This window comes from Desulfurobacterium thermolithotrophum DSM 11699, assembly GCF_000191045.1.
In the GTDB taxonomy this organism is placed as follows: Bacteria; Aquificota; Aquificia; order Desulfurobacteriales; family Desulfurobacteriaceae; genus Desulfurobacterium; species Desulfurobacterium thermolithotrophum.
Genome location: NC_015185.1, coordinates 1,050,734 through 1,069,424 on the forward strand (window position 1 = coordinate 1,050,734; position 18,691 = coordinate 1,069,424).

Consider the following 18,691-nt stretch of genomic DNA (forward strand, 5'->3'; position numbering starts at 1 on the left):
CCTTAAACTTTTACTTTTTGCAAAAGCTTTCCTTTCAAAAAGAAAGGAGAAGTTTCTGTTATTTCAATTTCCACAAACTTTCCAACTAATTCTTCACTTCCATCAAAAACAACCAGTTTATTATCCTTTGTTCTTCCAGAAAGTTCTTTTCCTTTAGGGCTTTTTCCCTCCACAAGTACTTCTTCTATACAACCAAGTCTTTTTTTGTTTTTCTCTTCAGCTTGAACTCTAAGAAGATTTTGGAGCTCCTGAAGTCTCCTATTCTTTTCTTCCTTTGGAACATCGTCTTTAAAATTAGATGCTTTAGTAAAAGGTCTTGGTGAATACTCAAAAACAAATCCCTGATCGAAAACACAAGTTTCAACAAGTGAAAGTGTTTCTTCAAAATCTTTTGTAGTTTCTCCCGGAAATCCAACTATAAAATCTCCTGAAAGAGCAACCTTGGGAATTTCCTCTTTCAACATCATTACTTTTTCAGTATACTCTTCTCTTGTATATCCTCTATTCATCCTTTCTAAAATTTTAGTTGAACCACTTTGTGGTGGAAGATGAACGTAAGGACAAACTTTTTCTATATTTTTCATAGCTTCAACAATTTTTCTGTTAAAACCACAAGGATGAGAGGTAGTAAACCTAATTCTTTCTATTCCTTCAACTTCTGAGACCATATAAAGAAGATCTGCAAGGTCTATTCCTTCATAGTTGTAGAAATCAACATTTTGACCAAGGAGATGAACCTCTTTTACTCCTCTTTCTGCAAGTCTTTTTACTTCTTTGAGAACAAGCTCGGGTTTTACACTTCTTTCTCTTCCTCTCGTAAATGGAACAATACAGTAAGAACAAAACCTATTACAGCCTCTTTGAACTGTAACATAAGCAACGTAGGGGTTTTCAAGATAGCTATCTATTAAAGGAACTTTATCTTCTTCTGGAATCTTAGAGTTCAAAATTTCTACAACTCTTTCTTTCTTTGCTCTTTTAATTAACTCACCAATTTTCATAAAGTTAAAGGTTCCAAATACAAGATCTACATGTTTAAACCTAAGTATCGATTCTTTTTCCTTTTGAGGAACGCATCCACCAACAGCAATTATTGTTTCAGGTTTTTCTTTCTTAATTTTTTTGAGATTTCCAATAAAACTATAAGCCTTATTATCAGGTTTTGCTCTAACAGAACAGGTATTAACAATAATCAAGTCAGCTTCTTCAGGCAAATCTGTCTTTTCATATCCAAGACTTCTTAAAATTCCAGCCATCTTCTCAGAATCATTAACATTCATCTGACAGCCAAAAGTCTTTATGTAAAACTTCTTCATGCGACTCCTTTAATAAAGTTTATTCACAAGGGTGTGGAATTGTTACACTTTTTGGATAGACCAAAATCTCAACTCTTCTATTAAGAGCCCTTCCTTCAGGAGTATTGTTAGGAGCTATCGGCTTTTTAGGTCCACAACCAAAAACTAAAATCCTTGTAGGGTCAACTCCATTCAGCACTAACTCGTTTTTAACGCTTTCGGCTCTTTTTTCTGAAAGTCTTACATTGTAATCAAAAGAACCAGTACTATCTGTAAATCCTGAAATAACTATAACAGTATCTGGATTTTGAGAAAGTGTTCTTGCAAGCCTTCTTAATGTTTCTTTTGCTTCAGGCTTTAGTTGATAGCTGTTAAAACCAAAAAGAACAGAATCTTTAAGGACAACTCTTACTCTATTTGGTTCTTTTACAACAGCAACGGGCTTATTTTCAGTAATAGGAGCTCCTGTTACCTGCGGAGCTTCAGGGTTTGTATTGTCAATAGGTTTAACCCCAAGATCTTTACTTATTTGATTAGCCTGCTGATCAAGAATATAACCAATGGTTCCACCTATCAAAGCACCTGCTATTGCTCCAATCAGAACTCTCTTTCCCTTATTGGCATCTCTAGGACCTGTTACCGCTCCTAAGGTACCTCCAACAACAGCACCAATAGCAGCACCTGCAGCTGTCTTATTGGTTTTATTAGTAGTAACTTGTCCTTGTTGAGTTTGTGTAGTAGCACAACCTCCTAAAAAGAGAGTTGATACCGTAAATAATGCTAAAATTCTCTTCATCACTTATCTCCTTAAAAGTTGTTTCCCTTTGAATTTAAACCTTTAAGTGGAGGATATCAATGAACGTTAAAGAGATGGCAAAGAGAGCAAAAGAGGTTAGTTACAAACTAACAGATATTTCAACAGAGATAAAAAATAGAACTCTAAAAAAGGCTGCAGAGCTCCTTAGAGAAAGGAAAGAGCTAATTGAAAAGGAAAACCAAAAGGATCTAATTGCCGGAGAAGAAAAAGGACTATCAAAAGCAATGCTTGATAGGCTTCTTCTGAATGAAAAGAGAATAAACGGAATGATACAAGTCCTTAATGACGTTGCTTCTTTAAATGATCCCGTTGGTGAAATAATAAAAATGTGGAAAAGACCAAACGGTATTAAAATTGGAAAAATGAGAGTACCTCTTGGGGTTGTTGGAATTATCTACGAATCAAGACCAAACGTAACAGTTGAAGCAGCTTCTCTTTGTATAAAGAGTTCCAATGCTGTTATCTTAAAAGGTGGTTCTGAAGCAATAAACTCAAACAGAATATTAGTAAACATCCTTAAAGAAGCTGCAACTTCAGAAGGTTTTCCAGAAGAAGCAATTCAATTTATTGACACAACAGAACGCTTGGCAGTCAAAGAAATGCTTCAGCTTGATGAGTATATAGATGTAATTATTCCAAGAGGAGGAGAAGGACTTATTAGGTTTGTTGCAGAAAATGCAAGAATGCCTGTAATCAAGCACTACAAAGGTGTTTGCCATGTTTTTGTAGATGAATTTGCAGACCTTGAAAAAGCTTGGAATATCTGCTTTAACGCCAAAGTTCAAAGGCCTGGTGTCTGTAACGCAATGGAGACAATGCTTGTTCACTCAAACATTTCTGACGCATTTATGCCAACAATGATTGAAATGTTTAAAAAAGCCAAAGTAGAACTAAGAGGCTGTGAAAGAGCGCTCCAGTATGATCCAAAATACATTAAACCAGCAACAGAAGACGATTGGTACGCAGAATACCTTGATCTTATCCTTGCAGTGAAAATAGTTGATTCTCTTGATGAAGCAATTGATCACATCAACACTTACGGCTCTCACCATAGTGATGCTATAGTTACAGAAAACTACACGAACGGAATGAAGTTTTTAAATAGAGTTGATTCAGCAGCAGTTTATATAAATGCTTCAACAAGGTTCACAGACGGTAACGTTTTCGGTCTTGGTGCAGAAATGGGAATCTCAACAGATAAAATACATGTTAGAGGTCCAATGGGACTTGAAGATTTAACGATTCCTAAGTACATCATCTTTGGTGATGGACAAATTAGAGAATAAAACCTTATTCCCGCCTTCTGGCGGGAACTTAAAACCTAAAAGGAGTAAAAAATTTGATCACGAAATCTGAAATTGGAACTTTTCTTTTTTGGTTTTTCTTCGTCGTTACAATTGTATGGACGTTTGTAGCGATTTTTCAAAAAATATGGGAGCTGTGGAGAAAAAAAAGATAAGAAAAAACAATTAGCTTACTTCAGGAAGAATCTTTTTAACTACTTCTTCGGGAGTAAGTTCGTCTGTTCTTATTATTATTTTTGCTTTTTCATAGTGTGAAAGCCTTCTTTTCAAGAGGTCTCTTACTTTCTCCTTTCCAAGCCTTACAAGAGGTCTATTACTATCCTTAGAGATTCTTTCCCATAATTTTTCAAAATCTGTTTTCAAGTAAACAGAAACGCTATTTTTATTTATTAGCTCCATGTTATTTTTGTAAGTAGGAGCTCCACCTCCAGTTGATATTACAAGATTTTTAGGCTTTAAGAGAAATTCAACAAGAGTTTTTCTTTCTATTTCTCTAAATCTTTCCTCTCCAAACTTTTCAAAAATACAAGGAATAGACATATTTGTTCTTTTCACAATTTCTTCGTCAAGGTCTACAAACGGTATTTTTAAAACCTTAGATAAAAGTTTCCCTACTGTTGTCTTCCCGCTTCCCATAAAACCAACAAGAACTATCTTGTCTTTCAAGTTATCCCTCTTTTCTTAAGTCTTATTTAAAAAGTTTGAAAAGTAGTTGAGAAAATCCTCAGCTTCTACAAAGTTTTTAATTCCTTCTATCTCCCAAGTTCTATAACCAATCACTTTCTTATCAAGTTTAAGAGCGTGTCCTATTTCACTTAAAGTTCCGTAACTTCCACCAACAGCAACAACAAGGTATTCCTTTTGACTACCAGATGTATCAAGATGTGGTTAAATTACCACATAACTGGTAGTCAAAGGACTCAACCCTGCCTAAAAGCGAACTACTACCCGCTATCCCTCCGCAGAGGGACTCGCAGGATACTTTGTAGAGAAAGTCTGTTAGCTTAAATTTAATCGGATTACAGAGTTTAACAAACAGAAGTTTTAAGTCTTCTATGAGTCTTAAGGAGCTCTCTCCTACCCTTACTATGTTGTATGCTCCTACACAGTCAGCATTGAAAATTTTGTCTAAAACTTTGTCTTTTAGAACTCCTCTGCACCTCCTAACAGCTTGGGTAAGTCCTTTGAGCTTGACAAGGAGTTCTTTAAGTAGCTCTCTGTTTCCTTTTTCCTTCGCTTTTAGGTATTCTTTCCCTGCTTCTCTGACTTCAAATATGTCTGCAAAGGGTGAGGTCTTTGAGGTAAATGGTTCCTCTATTTCAAAAACCTTTATCCCTAATTCTTCCGCTTTGTATTTGATAAGCTCTATCAGTCTCCTGAACGGAATTGATACAAAATGCTGGTTGTTTTTCTTTCCAAGATTCACTCCGTCTTTACTCTCTGTCGCTCCTTTCCCTATGTAGAGCTTTTTGTGGTCAGTAGCTTTTAGAACGTCAACTACCTTCCTGCTTATCTTGTGAAAGTCGTTGTCTATCTTCCTCTTTCTGTATGATGAGAGTTCTTTGAGTTTTATGAGTTTTTCTGCTAGAGTTTTCTTTATGTTTTCTGCTTTTTCTCTGTCTTCTGTCTGGGAGAGTTTATTGGTGAGGGTGTCTATTTCTGATTGGAGTTTGCTCTTTTCTTTGTTGAACCACTGGTTGAATGCTTTTATCTCTTTTCCTGAAACTATGAGGCTTTTAAGGTCTTTATTTGTTGAAAGGAGTGTTATGAGGTTGTTAAGTCCTAAGTCTATACCTGCTACGTGCTTTCCTGTCTTTTCTACTTCTGGAAGTTCTACTTTATAAACAACGTCTGCATAAACGTCTGTCCCAAAAAGTTTCAGTCTTAAACTCTTGACTTCAAAGGTGAACTCTTTGGGTAGTTTTACTTTCAGAAATTCTTTGTTGTTGATTCTAAGTTTTATCAGAATACTGTCCTCTAAACGCTCGAACGTGTTTACGTTGAGTTCTACCGAGAAGTTCATCAAATACTTTAGCTTCTTTGGTTTTGGAGGTCTGGGAGTCCCTTTGAATTTTTTTGGATTTTTTAGATACTCTTTATATGCTTTCCTGTAGCTTTTAAAACTTTTTACTACATCTCTTATAACCTGCTGAAGAATGTAGTTGTTGTCAGTCTTCTTTTTCTGCTCTTTTAGAGCATTCAAGAATCTTTTAAGTTCTTCGTCTTTTAAGATGTTTTCTTTAACTTCTCTAAAGCTTTTGAGCTTTTCTTCTTTCTTTGAAGAGTATTCTCCTTCTTTTATGAGTCCATAGAGGATTGACTGGTCAGTTGGGTAATATCCGTAAAGCTCTTTGTATCTCCTGAGAAGGAGTATCAAGAGGTTTTTAAAGTGAGCAAGGTCTAAAAGGAGATTTTTAACTTTTTCTTTCCTCTCCTTTCCCGATATTCTGATGGTTAAAACTCTATTGATGAGCATCTTCTAATATCTTCCTTATCTTCCTGCGGTTGCTGTAAAGTTTCATTGAAAACGAGTGTAAAAGTGTAATTATTTCTTCAATTATCTCTTCTGTATCACTCTTTTCGTTCGTGTAGTCGTTGATTACAACAATCTCTGTCCCATAACGCTTGAACAGATTCTCAAAAAAGTTAAATCCAGTTCTTGTAAGTCTATCTCTAAACGTTACCACTACCTTAGCTATGCGGTAGGAGAGAATCTCGTTAAGCAGAAGCTGAAAATCTTTTCTCTTATCAAAGTTTAAAGCACTTGCAATGTCTTTGTAGATTCCGTCTATCTTCCATCCTCTTGCTATGCAGAAGTTCTTCGCTACCTCTATTTGATTGATTAAATCTTGCTTCTGTTTAAGAGTTGACACTCTTGCGTAAATGACAGTTTTTCTTTCTGCTGGTTTACCGCTCTTTTCAAGAAGATATTTGTAAACACTTTCAGGGTCAAAATCATAGTGTCCGTTGGGGAGTCTTTCAGCCTTAAGGACACCTTCTTTTCTTAACTTCCTGAGAGTTGACCTTGAAATTCGCAATATTTCCATTACTTCTCTTGCTTTCATACCATGAAATGAAGTATTTCCGATATATATTGTCAAGTGTAGCTAAAATTTAGTGGTTATATTCTGGAAGAATACCTATTGTTAATCCTCCAGCCTTCTTAGCTCCTTTCGCTCCAGCTTCCATAACTCCAAAAAGACCACCACAGATAAGGACATAGCCCCTTTTAGCTACTAAATAACCAATTTCTTCAGCTACTTTATAAAGTTCAGAACCTTCTTGAACACATCCATCTCCAATAAGTGAAATACTTCTTATCACTTATTTTGCTCCTTTTAAGTATTCAACGAGAGGTTCTTTTACTTCCACAAGACCAAGCTCTGTAATTTCCATAAGGTGAAGTCTTGTATCATGTCCACAGAGTCTGCAACCATCAATCCTAAGGATTCTCAATATATCGCCAAGTTCCTTTTTAAAAGCCTTTGCCCTATTTGGAGAAAGTAAAATTTCTTTTGATAGAACTACTGTGCAGTCTACGATATGACCTACTGCATATCCACCAGCAGCTTCTGCTGAGAGTTCATCATGGCCACTTCTTTTTTGAGAGACAAAAATTGCAGTTTGATACCACTTTTTCATGAAGTTAAAGAAAGCCCTTACAATAGAACGTGCAAGCATCTCCTTTGCTTCAAAAAGTCCAGTGATAGAATCTATCACTGTTTTTCGGCAATGATAGGTTCTATACACATAAGCAAGAGTATCAAGCATTGTTGGAATATCATCTCTTAATTTTGAGTTGCTGGCAGCATCTATGAGAATAATGTTGTTTTCTATCTCTTCAAAATCTATTCCCATTGCAGTAGCTCTTTGCTTTAAACCTGCTGCAACAAAAGCAGCAGGACTTTCGACAGTTACAAAGCAAACCTTTTGTCCAAGAGAAGCTTGCTTTACTGTAAACTGTTCAGCCATTAAGCTTTTACCTGTATCTGGCATTCCAGTAAGGTTTACAACTGCATACTCTGGAATACCACCAAGAGGTTTCTTTACAGGTTTCCCTTCTTCCCATTCAACTTTAAAAAAAAGTTCATCAAATCCCTTTACTCCCGTTGGAACACCTTTAAGTTCAGGAGCTCTTTCTATAGCTTCACCAAGAAGATAAACGTTATCCTTCATTACTTGAGGTTGTCTATCTTGGAATTGATAATCTCCCATCTCTCTCCCCTACAATCGGTTTTAAGTTCTCAATAAAGAAGCTCCCCAGCTTAAGAGCTCCTCTGTTCTCTTTTCATCTGGAGTTTCTGCATAAACTCTAAAAACAGGTTCTGTTCCTGAAGGTCTAAATAAAAGCCAGGAATCATCTTCGAAAATTATCTTAAGACCATCTATAGTTAAAACTCTTTGAATTTTTAAGTTTTCCCATTTTTCAGGAGGATTCTCTTTGAGTTTTTCTAAAGCTTTTCTTTCCCTATCTGTAACTGGTAAATCCATTCTCTTATAGTAGGCTGTTCCAAATTCATCAAAAAGATCTTTAACAAGTTCAGAAACTGTTTTCCCTTCGGCTAACATCTTTTCTACAATTAAAAGTCCCATTAAAAGTCCGTCTCTTTCAGGAAGGTAATCCATTAAAGCATATCCTCCACTTTCCTCACCACCAAACAGGACTTTTCTTTCCATTGCAATTTCAGAAATATTTTTAAACCCTACTGGAGTCTCTATTAATTCTAACCCCTCTTTTCTACATATCTTATCCACAAGATAACCTGTAGAAACTGTTTTTACTACAACTCCATCTTTTTTACCTCTATTTCTAACTATGTGAAGAAGTAAAAGAGCATAGACTATTTGAGAATTTACAAAGTTTCCATTTTCGTCAACTATTCCTACTCTGTCTCCATCGCCATCATGAGCTATACCAATATCTGCCTTAACCGCTCTTACCTTTTCCATAAGTCCTGTTATGTTCTTTTCAACAATAGGTTCAGGATGCTTTCCACCAAAAAGGGGATCTCTATAAGCGTGAATTTCTGTAACGTTAACCTTAGTTCCTTCAACTGCCTTAAATAAAAGTCCTTGCTGAGCTCCATACATAGGATCATGAACTACGTTTATTTCCCTTTCTTTAAAAAGTGAAAGTTCTAGTTGATCTCTAACTCCTTCAACGTAAGGAACTGTAAAATCTTCTTCTTTATATCCTCCCTCTTGAACTTCTAAATCTTCCACTTCTAAAAGTTTTTCTTCTATTTTCTTTGTAAATACCGTTCTTGCTGCACCACCAAAAGTCTCTTTTACTTTGTAACCGTTATACTTTCCATGATTATGAGAGGCAGTTATTACTATTCCATTGTCAAATTTCCCGTAACGTGTCATAAAGGAAACTGCTGGAGTTGGAGCAAAACCTTTTGAAAGAACTACCTCAAATCCCATTCCTGCTAAAATACCAGCAACAAATCTTCCACAATCTTCAGATAAAAATCTTAAATCATAACCTACAGCAACCCTCTTAGCACCGTTTTCTTTTAACACTTTTCCATGAGCAAGTGTGACTTTTTTTAAATTTTCAAATGTAAAATCTTTTGAAATTACACCTCTCCAGCCATCTGTTCCAAACTTTATCATCAATTCACCCCCAAATTTTTCTCAAAAGGACTTGTCAAATTTTAACAGAAGTCCTAAATTATCCATCGTCAAGTTACGGGGCATAGCTCAGCTTGGTTAGAGCGCGTGCCTTGGGAGCACGAGGTCGCCCGTTCAAATCGGGCTGCCCCGACCATTTAATATTCATCTGGGCCCGTAGCTCAGCTGGATAGAGCAACGGACTTCTAATCCGTAGGTCGGAGGTTCGAATCCTCCCGGGCCCGCCACTTCAAAAGATTCCTCTTCTGAATCAGTTCAAAGTAAGCTATTCCTACATATTCATGAATTCCTAAAAAGCTGTCGTACAGATCTTCCATTCTTGGAAAGTAACTTGACCAGCTGTAAGAACCTCTATTAACCCTATAATCAGCAGGAACTGGAATAACTGAAAAACCTATAGACTTAAAAATCCTATAACTTCTTGGCATATGATAAGCCGAAGTGACAAGGCAAATCTTTTTAATTCCTTTTTTGTTAAGTATCTTGTAAGTAAAAATACCATTTTGAAAGGTATTTTTGCTTTTACTTTCTTCTATTATCTCTTTATTGGGAATACCAAGGCTAATTAAAAACCTTTTCATGGCAGAAGATTCTGCTTCTACATTTTCGTTAAATACTTTTCCTCCAGAAACAACAATTGGTTTCTTTACTTTCTTCCATATCTTAAATGCAGTATAAAGTCTTTTGGCTACTTGTGGTTTTACTGCTGCTTTCATTCCTTCTGCTGGAGAGTGAAAAATTTCTCCACCTCCAAGAACAACTATCGCCTTACAATCAAGTTCAGCTTCACTTGGATAAGGAAATGCATTTTCTAATGGAAGAAGTATCCTGTTTTTAACAGGTTCTATTGAGAGTAAATAAATAAGAACAGCTGTTAGTGAGAGAATAGCTATTCCTATTTTTCTCTTGTTGATTAAAAGAAAAACTATACCTATTAGTATGAAAACAACAAAAACTCCAGGTGGAAGAAATAAAAAAGTAAAAAGCTTTGAAAGAATAAACATTAAATCCTCAGATTTGATTCAAAACCAAGGTCTTTTATCATTTCAGCATCATCTTTTAAACTTCTACCTTTTGTTGTCAAATAGTTTCCTACCATTAAGGCATTTGCAGGAAATAACCCAAGAGGCTGGAGCTCTTTTAGATTATATTCCCTTCCTCCACAAATTCTTATTTCTGCTTCAGGTATTGCAATTCTAATAGCTGTAAGAATTCTTAAACACTTTAAAGGAGTTAGAAAATTAGCGTTTTCAAAAGAAGTTCCCTTTATAGGATGAAGGAAATTAACGGGAATAGAGTCTACTTGGAGCTCTTTCCAAGTTTCAATTATTGAAATTACATCTTCTTCACTTTCACCAAGTCCAAATATTCCTCCACAACAAACAGAAAAACCGACCTCTTTTGCTAATTTAACAGTCTTAACTCTATCATTCCACTTTTGCTTTGTTGTTATCTTAGGATAAAATTCTCTTGATGTTTCAAGGTTGTGGTGATATCTGTCAAGACCACATTCTTTTAAAAAGCAAAGTTGCTCTTTTTTAAGCTGTCCAAGAGATGCACATAGCTTTGCTTTTGAGTTTAAGGATTTTATTTTTTCAACTACTTTACCAATTATCTTTAACTCTTCATTACTAAGTGAAATACCACTTGTTACAAAACTAAACCTGTCTATTCCTTTTTCAAAAGCACTAAATGCAGCACCTAAAAGTTTTTTTTCTTCAAGAAGAGGATAAGTTTTTATTCTTAATCCAAACTTAGCAGATTGAGCGCAGAATTTACAATCAGAAGAACATCTTCCACTTTTTGCATTTAAAATAGCACAAGTTTCTATCTGTTTTCCAAAATACTTAAACTTTTTCTGAAGAGAAATGTTAAGAAGGGAATAAAATTCTTCAACAGAACAGTTAAAAATTTTCTTTATCACTTCTTTCACTTTTCTCACTTTTTGAGCTTTCTCAGAACTTGTTTTGTTATCTCTTTGAAGGTTTCAAGTACTCCTATTCCTTTAATAGCTATGGCTTCAAAATCTGGACACTTCCATCTGTTAAGATCTTTTTTAAGAATCTCTATTGGCAAAACGTTTGGAAGATCTCGTTTATTATATTGAAAAACGAGTGGAATCTCTTTAATATCTATTCCATAGTCTTCTAAGTTTTCTATCATATCGTCTAATGTATCAAGATTTGCATCATGTCTTTCTTCTTGTGAGTCTGCCACGAAAACAATACCGTCCACACCTTTAAGTATAAGTTTTCTACTTGCTTGATAGATAATTTGCCCAGGTGTAGTATATAGATGGAATCTGACTTTAAATCCTTTTACATCTGATATCTCTATAGGCACGAAATCAAAGAAAAGAGTCCTTTCTGTTTCTGTAGCAAGAGTAACCAACTCTCCACGATTTTCTGGTTTTACGTGTTCATAAATCCACTTAATATTTGTAGTTTTACCACTTAATCCAGGTCCATAATAAACTATCTTACAGTTAATTTCTTTAGTAGCAAAGTTGATGAATGGCATAAACTCTCCTAGTTAAAAAGTGAATCTAAGTCAATCTCTTCTAAATTAATATCAGTTGAAACCTTCGATTCCCGTTTTTCCCTTTCTTCTATTTTCTTCACGACAGCTGATAACTTAGGATGAAACTTCTTCATTTTTACTCTGACTATTCCAAGGTTCGAAATGCCTTTATCAAATATTGATACAAGAATATACTTCCCTTCAAGAAGTGCCATATAGATTCCTTCATCCTGAGTTTCTGTGAACATGTGATTAAGATTTTTATCACCTAAAAGCTTTGATAGAGCTTCCGAAGCAGCAACATTTCCTGCTGTTAGTGATGCAAACGTAATGTCATCTGAGGAAAAAGCCGGAGAATCACTCCGGCTTATAAGCTGTCCTGATTTATCAATTAGAAAAACAATCTTTGATTTACTTTCTCTTCCAAGTTCTGTCAATAACTTCTTTAACTCTTTATCCTCTTCAGGCTTTATGTTAAGCATTACTCTTCCCTAGTAAGATTTTCCATACGGTTAAGTCTCTCCCATCTTCTGTCAACTTCTGCTTGGAGTTCATCTATGAGATGCTTGTTCTCAGGTTTGAATAAATGCTTAAATCTTCCTTGAAGCTTTAAAAATTCTTCTAGTGGCTTAGGATTCTTTGGTCTGTATGTAATTCTCCACTTACCATTTTCAACTTCAAACAGCGGCCAGTAGTTTGTTTCTACTGCAAGCTTAGTTACAAGTATACCTTCTTCTTCCTTTGAACGCCAACCTCTTGGGCAAACAGAAAACGCATTTATAAAAGAAGGACCTTCTGTTAAGAGAGCTTTTTTAAATTTCTCCATGAAATCTTTCCAATGAGAAGGAGCAACTTGCGCAACGTATGGTATACCGTGAGCTGCTACAACTTCAGGCATCCATTTCTTAGTCTGAGGTTTTCCAAAACTTTCGCTACCTACTGGTTGTGTAGTTGTATTTGCATATTTTGGAGTAGCACTGGAACGTTGAATACCTGTGTTCATGTAAGCTTCGTTATCATAACATACGTAAATAAAATCATGTCCCCTTTCAAGAGCTCCAGAAAGAGACTGGAATCCAATATCGTAAGTTCCACCATCTCCACCAAGAGCAACAAACTTTACCTTCTTATCTGTAGGTAGTTTTCCCTTTCTTTTAAGAGCTTTATAAGCCGCTTCAGCCCCAGAGATTGTAGCAGCAGCGTTCTCAAAGGCGTTATGAATCCAAGGAGACTTCCATGCATTGTATGGATAAATAGTAGTACAAACTTCCACGCAACCAGTTGCATTAGCTATGATTAATTCATATCCAAGAGCACTTGCTACCATGTACATCTGTCTTATGATAATTGAGGCTCCACATCCAGCACAAAGTCTATGGCCAGGAACAAGCTTTTCAGGATAGTTTGTTAGTTTCTTCAAAGGCGGAACTTTAATTTCAGCAGTTTTAATTTGAGCCATTGTTTCCTCCATTACTCTTTTAGGTTAAGGTAATTAACTAGAGGTACTTCCTCTCCTGCAGCAAGCTTCATTACTTTATCAATAGCCTCTTCAATATGGTGAACATTTGTATCCCTTCCACCAAGACCATAAATGAAACCTGTCATTGGATAGTACTTACGTCTTAAGTGCTGTGCCGTTGCTACTTCTTCAAATAATGGTCCTGAAGCACCTCCAAAAGTTTCAGCTCTATCAAGTATTCCTATTGCTTTACAGTTTGAAGCTTCTATTGCATCCATTACATCGTAGTAAGGGAAAGGTCTAAATGTTCTTATTTTGATTATACCGACCTTTATACCCTTTTCTTCTCTTAACTTATCAACAACATATTTAGCTGTTCCAGCTGCAGAACCGGTTACAACAAGGATGTAATCTGCATCTTCTGTTTTGTAAGCTTCAATGTGCTCATATTTCTTTCCAAAAGCCTCTTCAAAAGCTTTTCCAACTTCTCTTATTACTTTATAGGCATTCATCATAGCTTCTCTCTGCTGCCTTTTGAACTCCATGTAAGAATCCGTCATAGCAACAGCACCGTGAGCTACAGGGTTGTCAACATCAAGAAGCGAATACATAGGTTTTAGTTCACCCACAAACTCTTCTACTGCCTTATCAGGAAGAAGCCTTACTCTTTCAATAGCATGGGAGATTACAAATCCGTCCATTCCAATCATCACGGGAAGCCTTGTTCTTTCGTCTTCAGCTATCCTTATGACCTGAATTAAGTTGTCATACTGCTCTTCAGCATTTTCGGAAAAGAGCATAATCCAGCCTTGATCTCTTGCTCCCATCATATCTGACTGATCACCGTGAATGTTAATAGGAGCAGAGAGAGCTCTATTTACAACTGTCATAACTATTGGAAGTCTCATTCCAGAAGCGATACCAAGAACTTCCCACATATAAGCAAGACCAGGACCAGCTGTCGCAGTCATTGCTCTACTTCCGGCAGCTGCAGCCCCAACACAAGCAGACATTGCAGAGTGTTCACTTTCTACAGGAATGTACTCACTGTCAACAAGGCCATTAGCCACAAAATCTGCAAAACATTGCATTAGTTCAGTTTGTGGAGTAATTGGATAAGCAGCAACAACGTCAGGATTAATTTGTCTCATAGCTTCAGCTGCTGCCATGTTTCCGGAGTACGGAACGTAAGTTACTTCCTTTATAAGCTCAGGTCTCATAGTTAGTCCTCCTCACGGAACAAGTATTCAGGTTTCATTTCAAGAGCATTTGTTGGACATTCATGAGCACAAATACCGCAACCTTTACAGTGATCGTAGTCAATACCAACCATCTTTTCTTCTTTCACTAAAATACTGGAATCCGGACAGAATATCCAACACATCATACAATGAACACATTTACTACTATCAAATACTGGTCTCCAAGCTCTCCACTCACCTGTATCATACTTTTCACTTGAACCAGGTTCAATTATTACACCACCTATAGGTAATTCTTTCCAACCCTTAATCATTCTCCCTTTACCTCCTCATAAGCTCTGTAAAGTGCCCTTATATTTGCAGAAAGAACGTTTTCAGAAACTTTCTTGCCAAATGTCTTCTTGATATCTTCTTCTACAGTCTTAATATCCACAAGACCGTTTAAAACTTTAATGAGAGCTCCAAGCATCGGGATATTCATAAGAGACCTTTTTAGTTCTTCCATTGCGATTTTTGTTGCGTCAACTGTGTAAATCTTCCTTCCTTCAATTTTGTACTTTTCTCTAATTTCATTAGGAGTTTTATCAGTATTGATTACGAGAATTGCATTTTCATCTGTTCCTTCTAAGAATGGAACTGCTTTAAGAAGCGTTGGATCAACAATAACTACAATATCAGGATTTAAAACCATACAGTGTAAAGTAATCGGTTTTTCTGAAACCCTGTTATAAGCTCTAAGAGGAGCTCCCGATCTTTCTGCTCCGTAATCTGGGTTACTTTGAGCGTATTTTCCTTCCTCTATAACCGCACTTGCTAAAATTTTTGAAGCAGTTACTGCTCCTTGGCCACCACGGGCATGCCATCTTATCTCTATCATTACTTTCCTCCAGCTATGAGTTTCTTGTCCTCAAAAGCTTTTTTTAAAGTTAACTCGTCTGCCATATCTATCGTTCCACCGTAAGGAATACCGTAGCTTATTCTGTAAATCTCTACATTCATCTTCTCAAGTCTATCTATTAAAAACTTTGAAGTTGCTTCGCCTTCGACTGTAGGATTAAGAGCTATAATGACAGTTTTTATATTCTTTTCTTTAATTCTTTTAAAGAGACTTTCTATCCTTAAATCTTCCGGCGAAATATCTTCCAAAGGAGATATAACACCACCTAAAACATGGTAAAGACCTTTATACTCACCAAGCTTTTCTATCGAAATTGCATCTCTAGGTTGCTCAACAACACAGATAACTGTCTGTTCTCTTTCTGGATCTCTACATACTACACAGAGATCTTCTTCTGTAGGTAAACCGCACTCAACACACGGCTTTATCCTTTCAAGCTCCCTTAAAGCATTAGTTATCATTCGTTTTTCGTCTTCATCAAGCCGTGAAAGAGACAATACAGCCCTTTCTGCAGCTCTTTCGCTAATTCCAGGAGTTTCCGAAAGAAATCTTATAAGGAGCTCAAGGTTATCTGGATATATCAAAAGAGTCCTCCAATATCGATTCCTAGCCCGCCTGTAAGCTTTTCCATCTCTTTTGCAAGAGTTTCGCGACCTTCTCTCAAGGCTTGATTAGCAGCAACAACAATTAAATCCTGAATCATTTCTTTATCACCGGATTCAAAAACGTGAGGTGCTATCTCAATAGAAACTATATCTCCAGAACCTTTTGCAATGACTTTAACTGCACCACCTCCAGCAGTCCCAACAAATTCTCTTTCTTCAATCTCTTCCTTTATCTTCTTAGCCTGAGTTTGAAGTTGCTTTGCCATTTTCATTAAGTTACCCAAATTACCCATTCCACCTTTGAACATTTAAATTCCTCCAAACTTTCATAAACTTTGGTCTAATTGTAAAAAATTTGTAAACATTCCACAAGTTCATTAAGAGGGTGTTTGAAAATTGCCAAAATTAAGAAAAAAGCCTATCCTCTCCGGTATGAAAGCGAAAAGACTAAATTTCCACAAAGTACTCAACCTATCAAAAACATACATGAACCGGAGAGGACAGGCTGTACTGGTATATTTATATCCTTTTAAAACCAAAAGAGGAAGACCCAAGAAATACCCTGACGAGATAATTCTTACCCTTCTTTTCCTCCAAGTAGCCTGGAACCTATCATTCAGAGACCTTGAATATTTGGCAGTTCAGATATTTGGAAGAGAGAATATTCCTGATTTTTCAACCTATTATTACCGACTCAAGCAACTACCTTCCATTCTCCTTGTAGATTTTCTGAACTTTGTCTCTCGAAGACTCTTAGGGAAGTATCATAAAGAACTAAGATTTCTGATAATAGATGGAACTGGCTTCAAATACAATGAGATTTATCCATTGAAAATTCTAAGAGGCAAAGAGATAAAGGAGGTAAAAAGCCACGTTAAAGTTGTTGTATTAAGCGTTCATCTAAAAGATGGAAAAAGGTTCATTCTTACTGCATTACCTGGAGAGAGTTACGCTTCGGAAGTGAAACTTGGAGAGAAAATAGTTAGGTGGTTAAACGAAAGGAGATTTATATGGAGAGCTTTGAAAGGAAAGCCATTTTTAGGAGACAAAGCTTATGACAGCATTAAGTTTATTGAGCTTGTTCTGTTAGCAGGCTTAAAGCCTTACATAAAGGTGAGAGAAACATTAAGGAAGGGAATTAAATCTGAGATTAGGCTTAAATGCAAAGAGCTTTTAGAATCTGATGAAATTTACAGGTTTAGAGGACTGATAGAGAGTATTTTTGGAGAAGTTAAGCAGGATGTTGGAAGTTACGAGAGAACAAAGAGCTTTCATATAGCTCAACTGTTTGTTTTAGCTAAGTTTATCCTCTTTAACATGGGAGTTTTGTTCTTTGTCTGGATGATTTTTCAAACACTCTCGAGAGAAACTTGATTCTACGTTTTCTATTTTCTACAATTTTGAAGAATATAGTTTAGAGAAATTCATTTTTCCTGAATCGTGTGTTCCAAAATATCCAAAATATGATTTTATTTCTATTGATGAGCTAACAAAGGAGAGTAAAAGAATATACTTAGTTTCAGAAACATTTGACTTCTGGTATAGGGGAGAGCGACTTTCCTTTCGGTATATACCTGTTTTTGAAGGGGCAGTTTTTAAAGGTTATTCCTTTTTTGGAAACGTTGTATTTCATAAGGGAGTCCTTTTTAATGGTGTAGAATTCTGTGATGTGGCTGATTTCAGGGAAACAGTTTTTGAAAACCATGCTGTTTTTGAGGAAGCAGTTTTCAAAAATGAAGCTACTTTCTGGAAAGCTCGTTTTCACAAAGGGGTAAGTTTTGAGTCAGTAACTTTCAAGGATGAGATTGATTTTGCTGAGATAACCTTTAAAGAAGAAGCCGTTTTTAGAAAAGCAGATTTTAAAAATAGGGTTTATTTTAAAGTCACTAATGAAAGTTTGCCTTTTGTTTTTAATCTTTCTGGTATTAAGCTCTCCAAGAGTAGTTACATAGAAGTAAGAAATCTCAGAACTCTTAAACTTGCATTGAATAACGTTAATAATACAACTGATAATTTTCTATTTTTTGATATGAAAATCGAAAAATTTAAGGACTTAGAGGAAAACCGAAGAAGAAATTTAAGGAGAGAGAACTATCTACCGAACATAGAGATAAAGAGTTCCATACTTAACAATATGAAGTTTATAAACTGTGATTTCTCGGAGGCAGAGCAGATAAAGATAGAGAACAGCTCCTTAACAGAAACGGAATTTATAAATGTTGATTGGGGGGGAATTTCAGAAAAAAGGATATGTCCGAAACTGTTTGAGGGTTCACCTGAAGAAGTGGAGAAGGCAAGAGACGTTTATAGGCAGTTGAAGTTGGCTTTGGATAATCAAAAAGACCATATAAATGCCAATGAATTTTATTCTCTTGAAATGAAGGCTTATGAAAGAGTCTTACAGGAAAAACCCTGGAGAACACATTTTCAGAAAAAGCTTGTTTTTTCAATTCATAAGTTTGCTTCTAACTTTGGACAGAGCTGGTTAAGACCACTGATTTTGTTAATTCTACTAACAATTGGAGAAATGGGAGCTCAACTCGACTTTAAGTCCTTCGTTGATAAGTGTTTCTACTTTTTGATTCCATATCCTCTTATTGTTCCATCTTTATCACTTCTATTGCTGATATTCAAAAAACGGGAAAATCTTTTGCTATGGGGAATAAGTGTAATTTTTGCTTTATCTGGTTTTATTGCTTTCAATGAAGCTTTACCCTGCATTTCCTCTCCACCGGACAACTGGCAACTTACCCTTAAAATACTCTTAGAAAATTTTGCCGAAACTTTAAACATTTTCAGCCTTTTCAGAAACAATCAGGTGATAAATATAAAGTTTCTACATACCCTCTACTCCATAGCAATTGCCTTCCTTACCTACCAGATGATCGTTGCAATCAGAAGACAGGTTAGAAGATAAAAAAAGGTGGGCTTAGAGCCCACCCTGTGTTTTTCAT

21 protein-coding genes, 2 tRNA genes and 1 pseudogene are annotated in these 18,691 nt (G+C 36.0%); 5 read left to right on the forward strand and 19 right to left on the reverse strand.

Translation table 11 applies throughout. From position 1 onward, the window contains the following. Positions 1 to 2 precede the first annotated feature (2 nt). The gene (miaB, locus tag DESTER_RS05415) at positions 3 to 1,316 is read right to left on the reverse strand and encodes a tRNA (N6-isopentenyl adenosine(37)-C2)-methylthiotransferase MiaB (protein WP_013638646.1); all 1,314 of its coding nucleotides are present in this window, start codon (positions 1,314 to 1,316) and stop codon (positions 3 to 5) included. 19 nt (positions 1,317 to 1,335) lie between these two features. Continuing rightward, complete coding sequence (locus DESTER_RS05420; protein WP_013638647.1) at positions 1,336 to 2,091, reverse strand: YiaD family glycine zipper/OmpA-like lipoprotein; 756 nt, start codon at positions 2,089 to 2,091, stop codon at positions 1,336 to 1,338. 59 nt (positions 2,092 to 2,150) lie between these two features. Here DESTER_RS05420 and DESTER_RS05425 point away from each other — a divergent pair, with 59 nt between their 5' ends. Beyond that, on the forward strand, positions 2,151 to 3,398 hold the full coding sequence (locus DESTER_RS05425) for a glutamate-5-semialdehyde dehydrogenase (RefSeq protein WP_013638648.1): 1,248 nt from the start codon (positions 2,151 to 2,153) through the stop codon (positions 3,396 to 3,398). A gap of 183 nt (positions 3,399 to 3,581) precedes the next feature. Here DESTER_RS05425 and DESTER_RS05430 read toward each other — a convergent pair whose 3' ends face one another. From DESTER_RS05430 to DESTER_RS05455, 7 genes and pseudogenes are all read right to left on the reverse strand, one after another. After that, the gene (locus DESTER_RS05430) at positions 3,582 to 4,082 is read right to left on the reverse strand and encodes a shikimate kinase (protein WP_013638649.1); all 501 of its coding nucleotides are present in this window, start codon (positions 4,080 to 4,082) and stop codon (positions 3,582 to 3,584) included. A 15-nt stretch (positions 4,083 to 4,097) separates the two neighbouring features. After that, positions 4,098 to 4,256, reverse strand: a pseudogene (locus DESTER_RS08495) (TIGR00725 family protein); the annotation flags it as partial. A 37-nt stretch (positions 4,257 to 4,293) separates the two neighbouring features. Further along, a complete protein-coding gene (locus tag DESTER_RS05435; protein ID WP_013638650.1) occupies positions 4,294 to 5,892 on the reverse strand; it encodes an RNA-guided endonuclease InsQ/TnpB family protein in 1,599 nt (532 codons plus the stop codon). After that, positions 5,879 to 6,481, reverse strand: a complete 603-nt coding sequence (locus tag DESTER_RS05440) for an IS607 family transposase (protein ID WP_013638651.1) — start codon at positions 6,479 to 6,481, stop codon at positions 5,879 to 5,881. Before DESTER_RS05440 ends, DESTER_RS05435 begins: the two co-directional genes overlap by 14 nt. A 49-nt stretch (positions 6,482 to 6,530) precedes the next feature. Next, positions 6,531 to 6,740 carry an SLOG cluster 4 domain-containing protein gene (locus DESTER_RS05445; protein WP_013638652.1) on the reverse strand — a complete coding sequence of 70 codons (210 nt, stop codon included), beginning with the start codon at positions 6,738 to 6,740 and terminating at the stop codon, positions 6,531 to 6,533. Continuing rightward, entirely contained in the window at positions 6,741 to 7,631 is an 891-nt protein-coding gene (locus tag DESTER_RS05450; RefSeq protein ID WP_013638653.1) for a KaiC domain-containing protein, read from the reverse strand. It abuts the gene before it with no gap. 21 nt (positions 7,632 to 7,652) lie between these two features. Next, the gene (locus DESTER_RS05455; protein WP_013638654.1) at positions 7,653 to 9,035 is read right to left on the reverse strand and encodes a phosphoglucomutase/phosphomannomutase family protein; all 1,383 of its coding nucleotides are present in this window, start codon (positions 9,033 to 9,035) and stop codon (positions 7,653 to 7,655) included. 76 nt (positions 9,036 to 9,111) lie between these two features. Here DESTER_RS05455 and DESTER_RS05460 point away from each other — a divergent pair. Both DESTER_RS05460 and DESTER_RS05465 read left to right on the forward strand, forming a co-directional pair. Next, positions 9,112 to 9,189, forward strand: a tRNA-Pro gene (locus DESTER_RS05460). 14 nt (positions 9,190 to 9,203) lie between these two features. Next, a tRNA-Arg gene (locus tag DESTER_RS05465) sits at positions 9,204 to 9,280 on the forward strand. Here the strand turns inward: DESTER_RS05465 and DESTER_RS08550 are convergent. Genes DESTER_RS08550 through DESTER_RS05510 form a run of 10 tightly spaced genes read right to left on the reverse strand, consistent with a single transcriptional unit; the run spans position 9,239 to position 16,045 of the window. Further along, positions 9,239 to 10,057: a YdcF family protein gene (locus tag DESTER_RS08550; protein ID WP_013638655.1), complete on the reverse strand. Its 819-nt coding sequence runs from the start codon at positions 10,055 to 10,057 to the stop codon at positions 9,239 to 9,241. The two genes, DESTER_RS05465 and DESTER_RS08550, sit on opposite strands and share 42 nt — an antisense overlap. Further along, the gene (bioB, locus tag DESTER_RS05470; RefSeq protein ID WP_013638656.1) at positions 10,057 to 10,995 is read right to left on the reverse strand and encodes a biotin synthase BioB; all 939 of its coding nucleotides are present in this window, start codon (positions 10,993 to 10,995) and stop codon (positions 10,057 to 10,059) included. Before bioB ends, DESTER_RS08550 begins: the two co-directional genes overlap by 1 nt. Beyond that, positions 10,992 to 11,573: a GTP-binding protein gene (locus tag DESTER_RS05475; protein WP_013638657.1), complete on the reverse strand. Its 582-nt coding sequence runs from the start codon at positions 11,571 to 11,573 to the stop codon at positions 10,992 to 10,994. The genes bioB and DESTER_RS05475 overlap by 4 nt, the downstream gene beginning before the upstream one ends. A gap of 8 nt (positions 11,574 to 11,581) precedes the next feature. After that, a complete protein-coding gene (locus DESTER_RS05480; RefSeq protein WP_013638658.1) occupies positions 11,582 to 12,055 on the reverse strand; it encodes a roadblock/LC7 domain-containing protein in 474 nt (157 codons plus the stop codon). Next, entirely contained in the window at positions 12,055 to 13,032 is a 978-nt protein-coding gene (locus DESTER_RS05485; protein WP_013638659.1) for a thiamine pyrophosphate-dependent enzyme, read from the reverse strand. Before DESTER_RS05485 ends, DESTER_RS05480 begins: the two co-directional genes overlap by 1 nt. A gap of 11 nt (positions 13,033 to 13,043) precedes the next feature. Further along, positions 13,044 to 14,252 (reverse strand): 2-ketoisovalerate ferredoxin oxidoreductase subunit alpha, encoded by a 1,209-nt coding sequence (gene porA, locus DESTER_RS05490; RefSeq protein WP_013638660.1) that lies wholly within the window; start codon positions 14,250 to 14,252, stop codon positions 13,044 to 13,046. A 2-nt stretch (positions 14,253 to 14,254) separates the two neighbouring features. After that, positions 14,255 to 14,548, reverse strand: coding sequence for a pyruvate synthase subunit PorD (gene porD, locus DESTER_RS05495; RefSeq protein WP_013638661.1), 294 nt, complete (start codon positions 14,546 to 14,548; stop codon positions 14,255 to 14,257). Then, positions 14,545 to 15,111 (reverse strand): 2-oxoacid:acceptor oxidoreductase subunit gamma family protein, encoded by a 567-nt coding sequence (locus tag DESTER_RS05500; RefSeq protein ID WP_013638662.1) that lies wholly within the window; start codon positions 15,109 to 15,111, stop codon positions 14,545 to 14,547. The genes porD and DESTER_RS05500 overlap by 4 nt, the downstream gene beginning before the upstream one ends. After that, positions 15,111 to 15,716, reverse strand: coding sequence for a recombination mediator RecR (gene recR / locus DESTER_RS05505; protein WP_013638663.1), 606 nt, complete (start codon positions 15,714 to 15,716; stop codon positions 15,111 to 15,113). The genes DESTER_RS05500 and recR overlap by 1 nt, the downstream gene beginning before the upstream one ends. Then, positions 15,713 to 16,045 (reverse strand): YbaB/EbfC family nucleoid-associated protein, encoded by a 333-nt coding sequence (locus DESTER_RS05510; RefSeq protein ID WP_013638664.1) that lies wholly within the window; start codon positions 16,043 to 16,045, stop codon positions 15,713 to 15,715. The genes recR and DESTER_RS05510 overlap by 4 nt, the downstream gene beginning before the upstream one ends. A gap of 88 nt (positions 16,046 to 16,133) precedes the next feature. On the opposite strand from DESTER_RS05510, the gene DESTER_RS05515 reads away from it, so the two are divergent. Then, positions 16,134 to 17,111 carry an IS5-like element ISDeth1 family transposase gene (locus tag DESTER_RS05515; RefSeq protein ID WP_013638665.1) on the forward strand — a complete coding sequence of 326 codons (978 nt, stop codon included), beginning with the start codon at positions 16,134 to 16,136 and terminating at the stop codon, positions 17,109 to 17,111. Between the two features lie 196 nt (positions 17,112 to 17,307). After that, positions 17,308 to 18,654 (forward strand): pentapeptide repeat-containing protein, encoded by a 1,347-nt coding sequence (locus tag DESTER_RS05520; RefSeq protein ID WP_274530083.1) that lies wholly within the window; start codon positions 17,308 to 17,310, stop codon positions 18,652 to 18,654. Positions 18,655 to 18,691 lie beyond the last annotated feature (37 nt).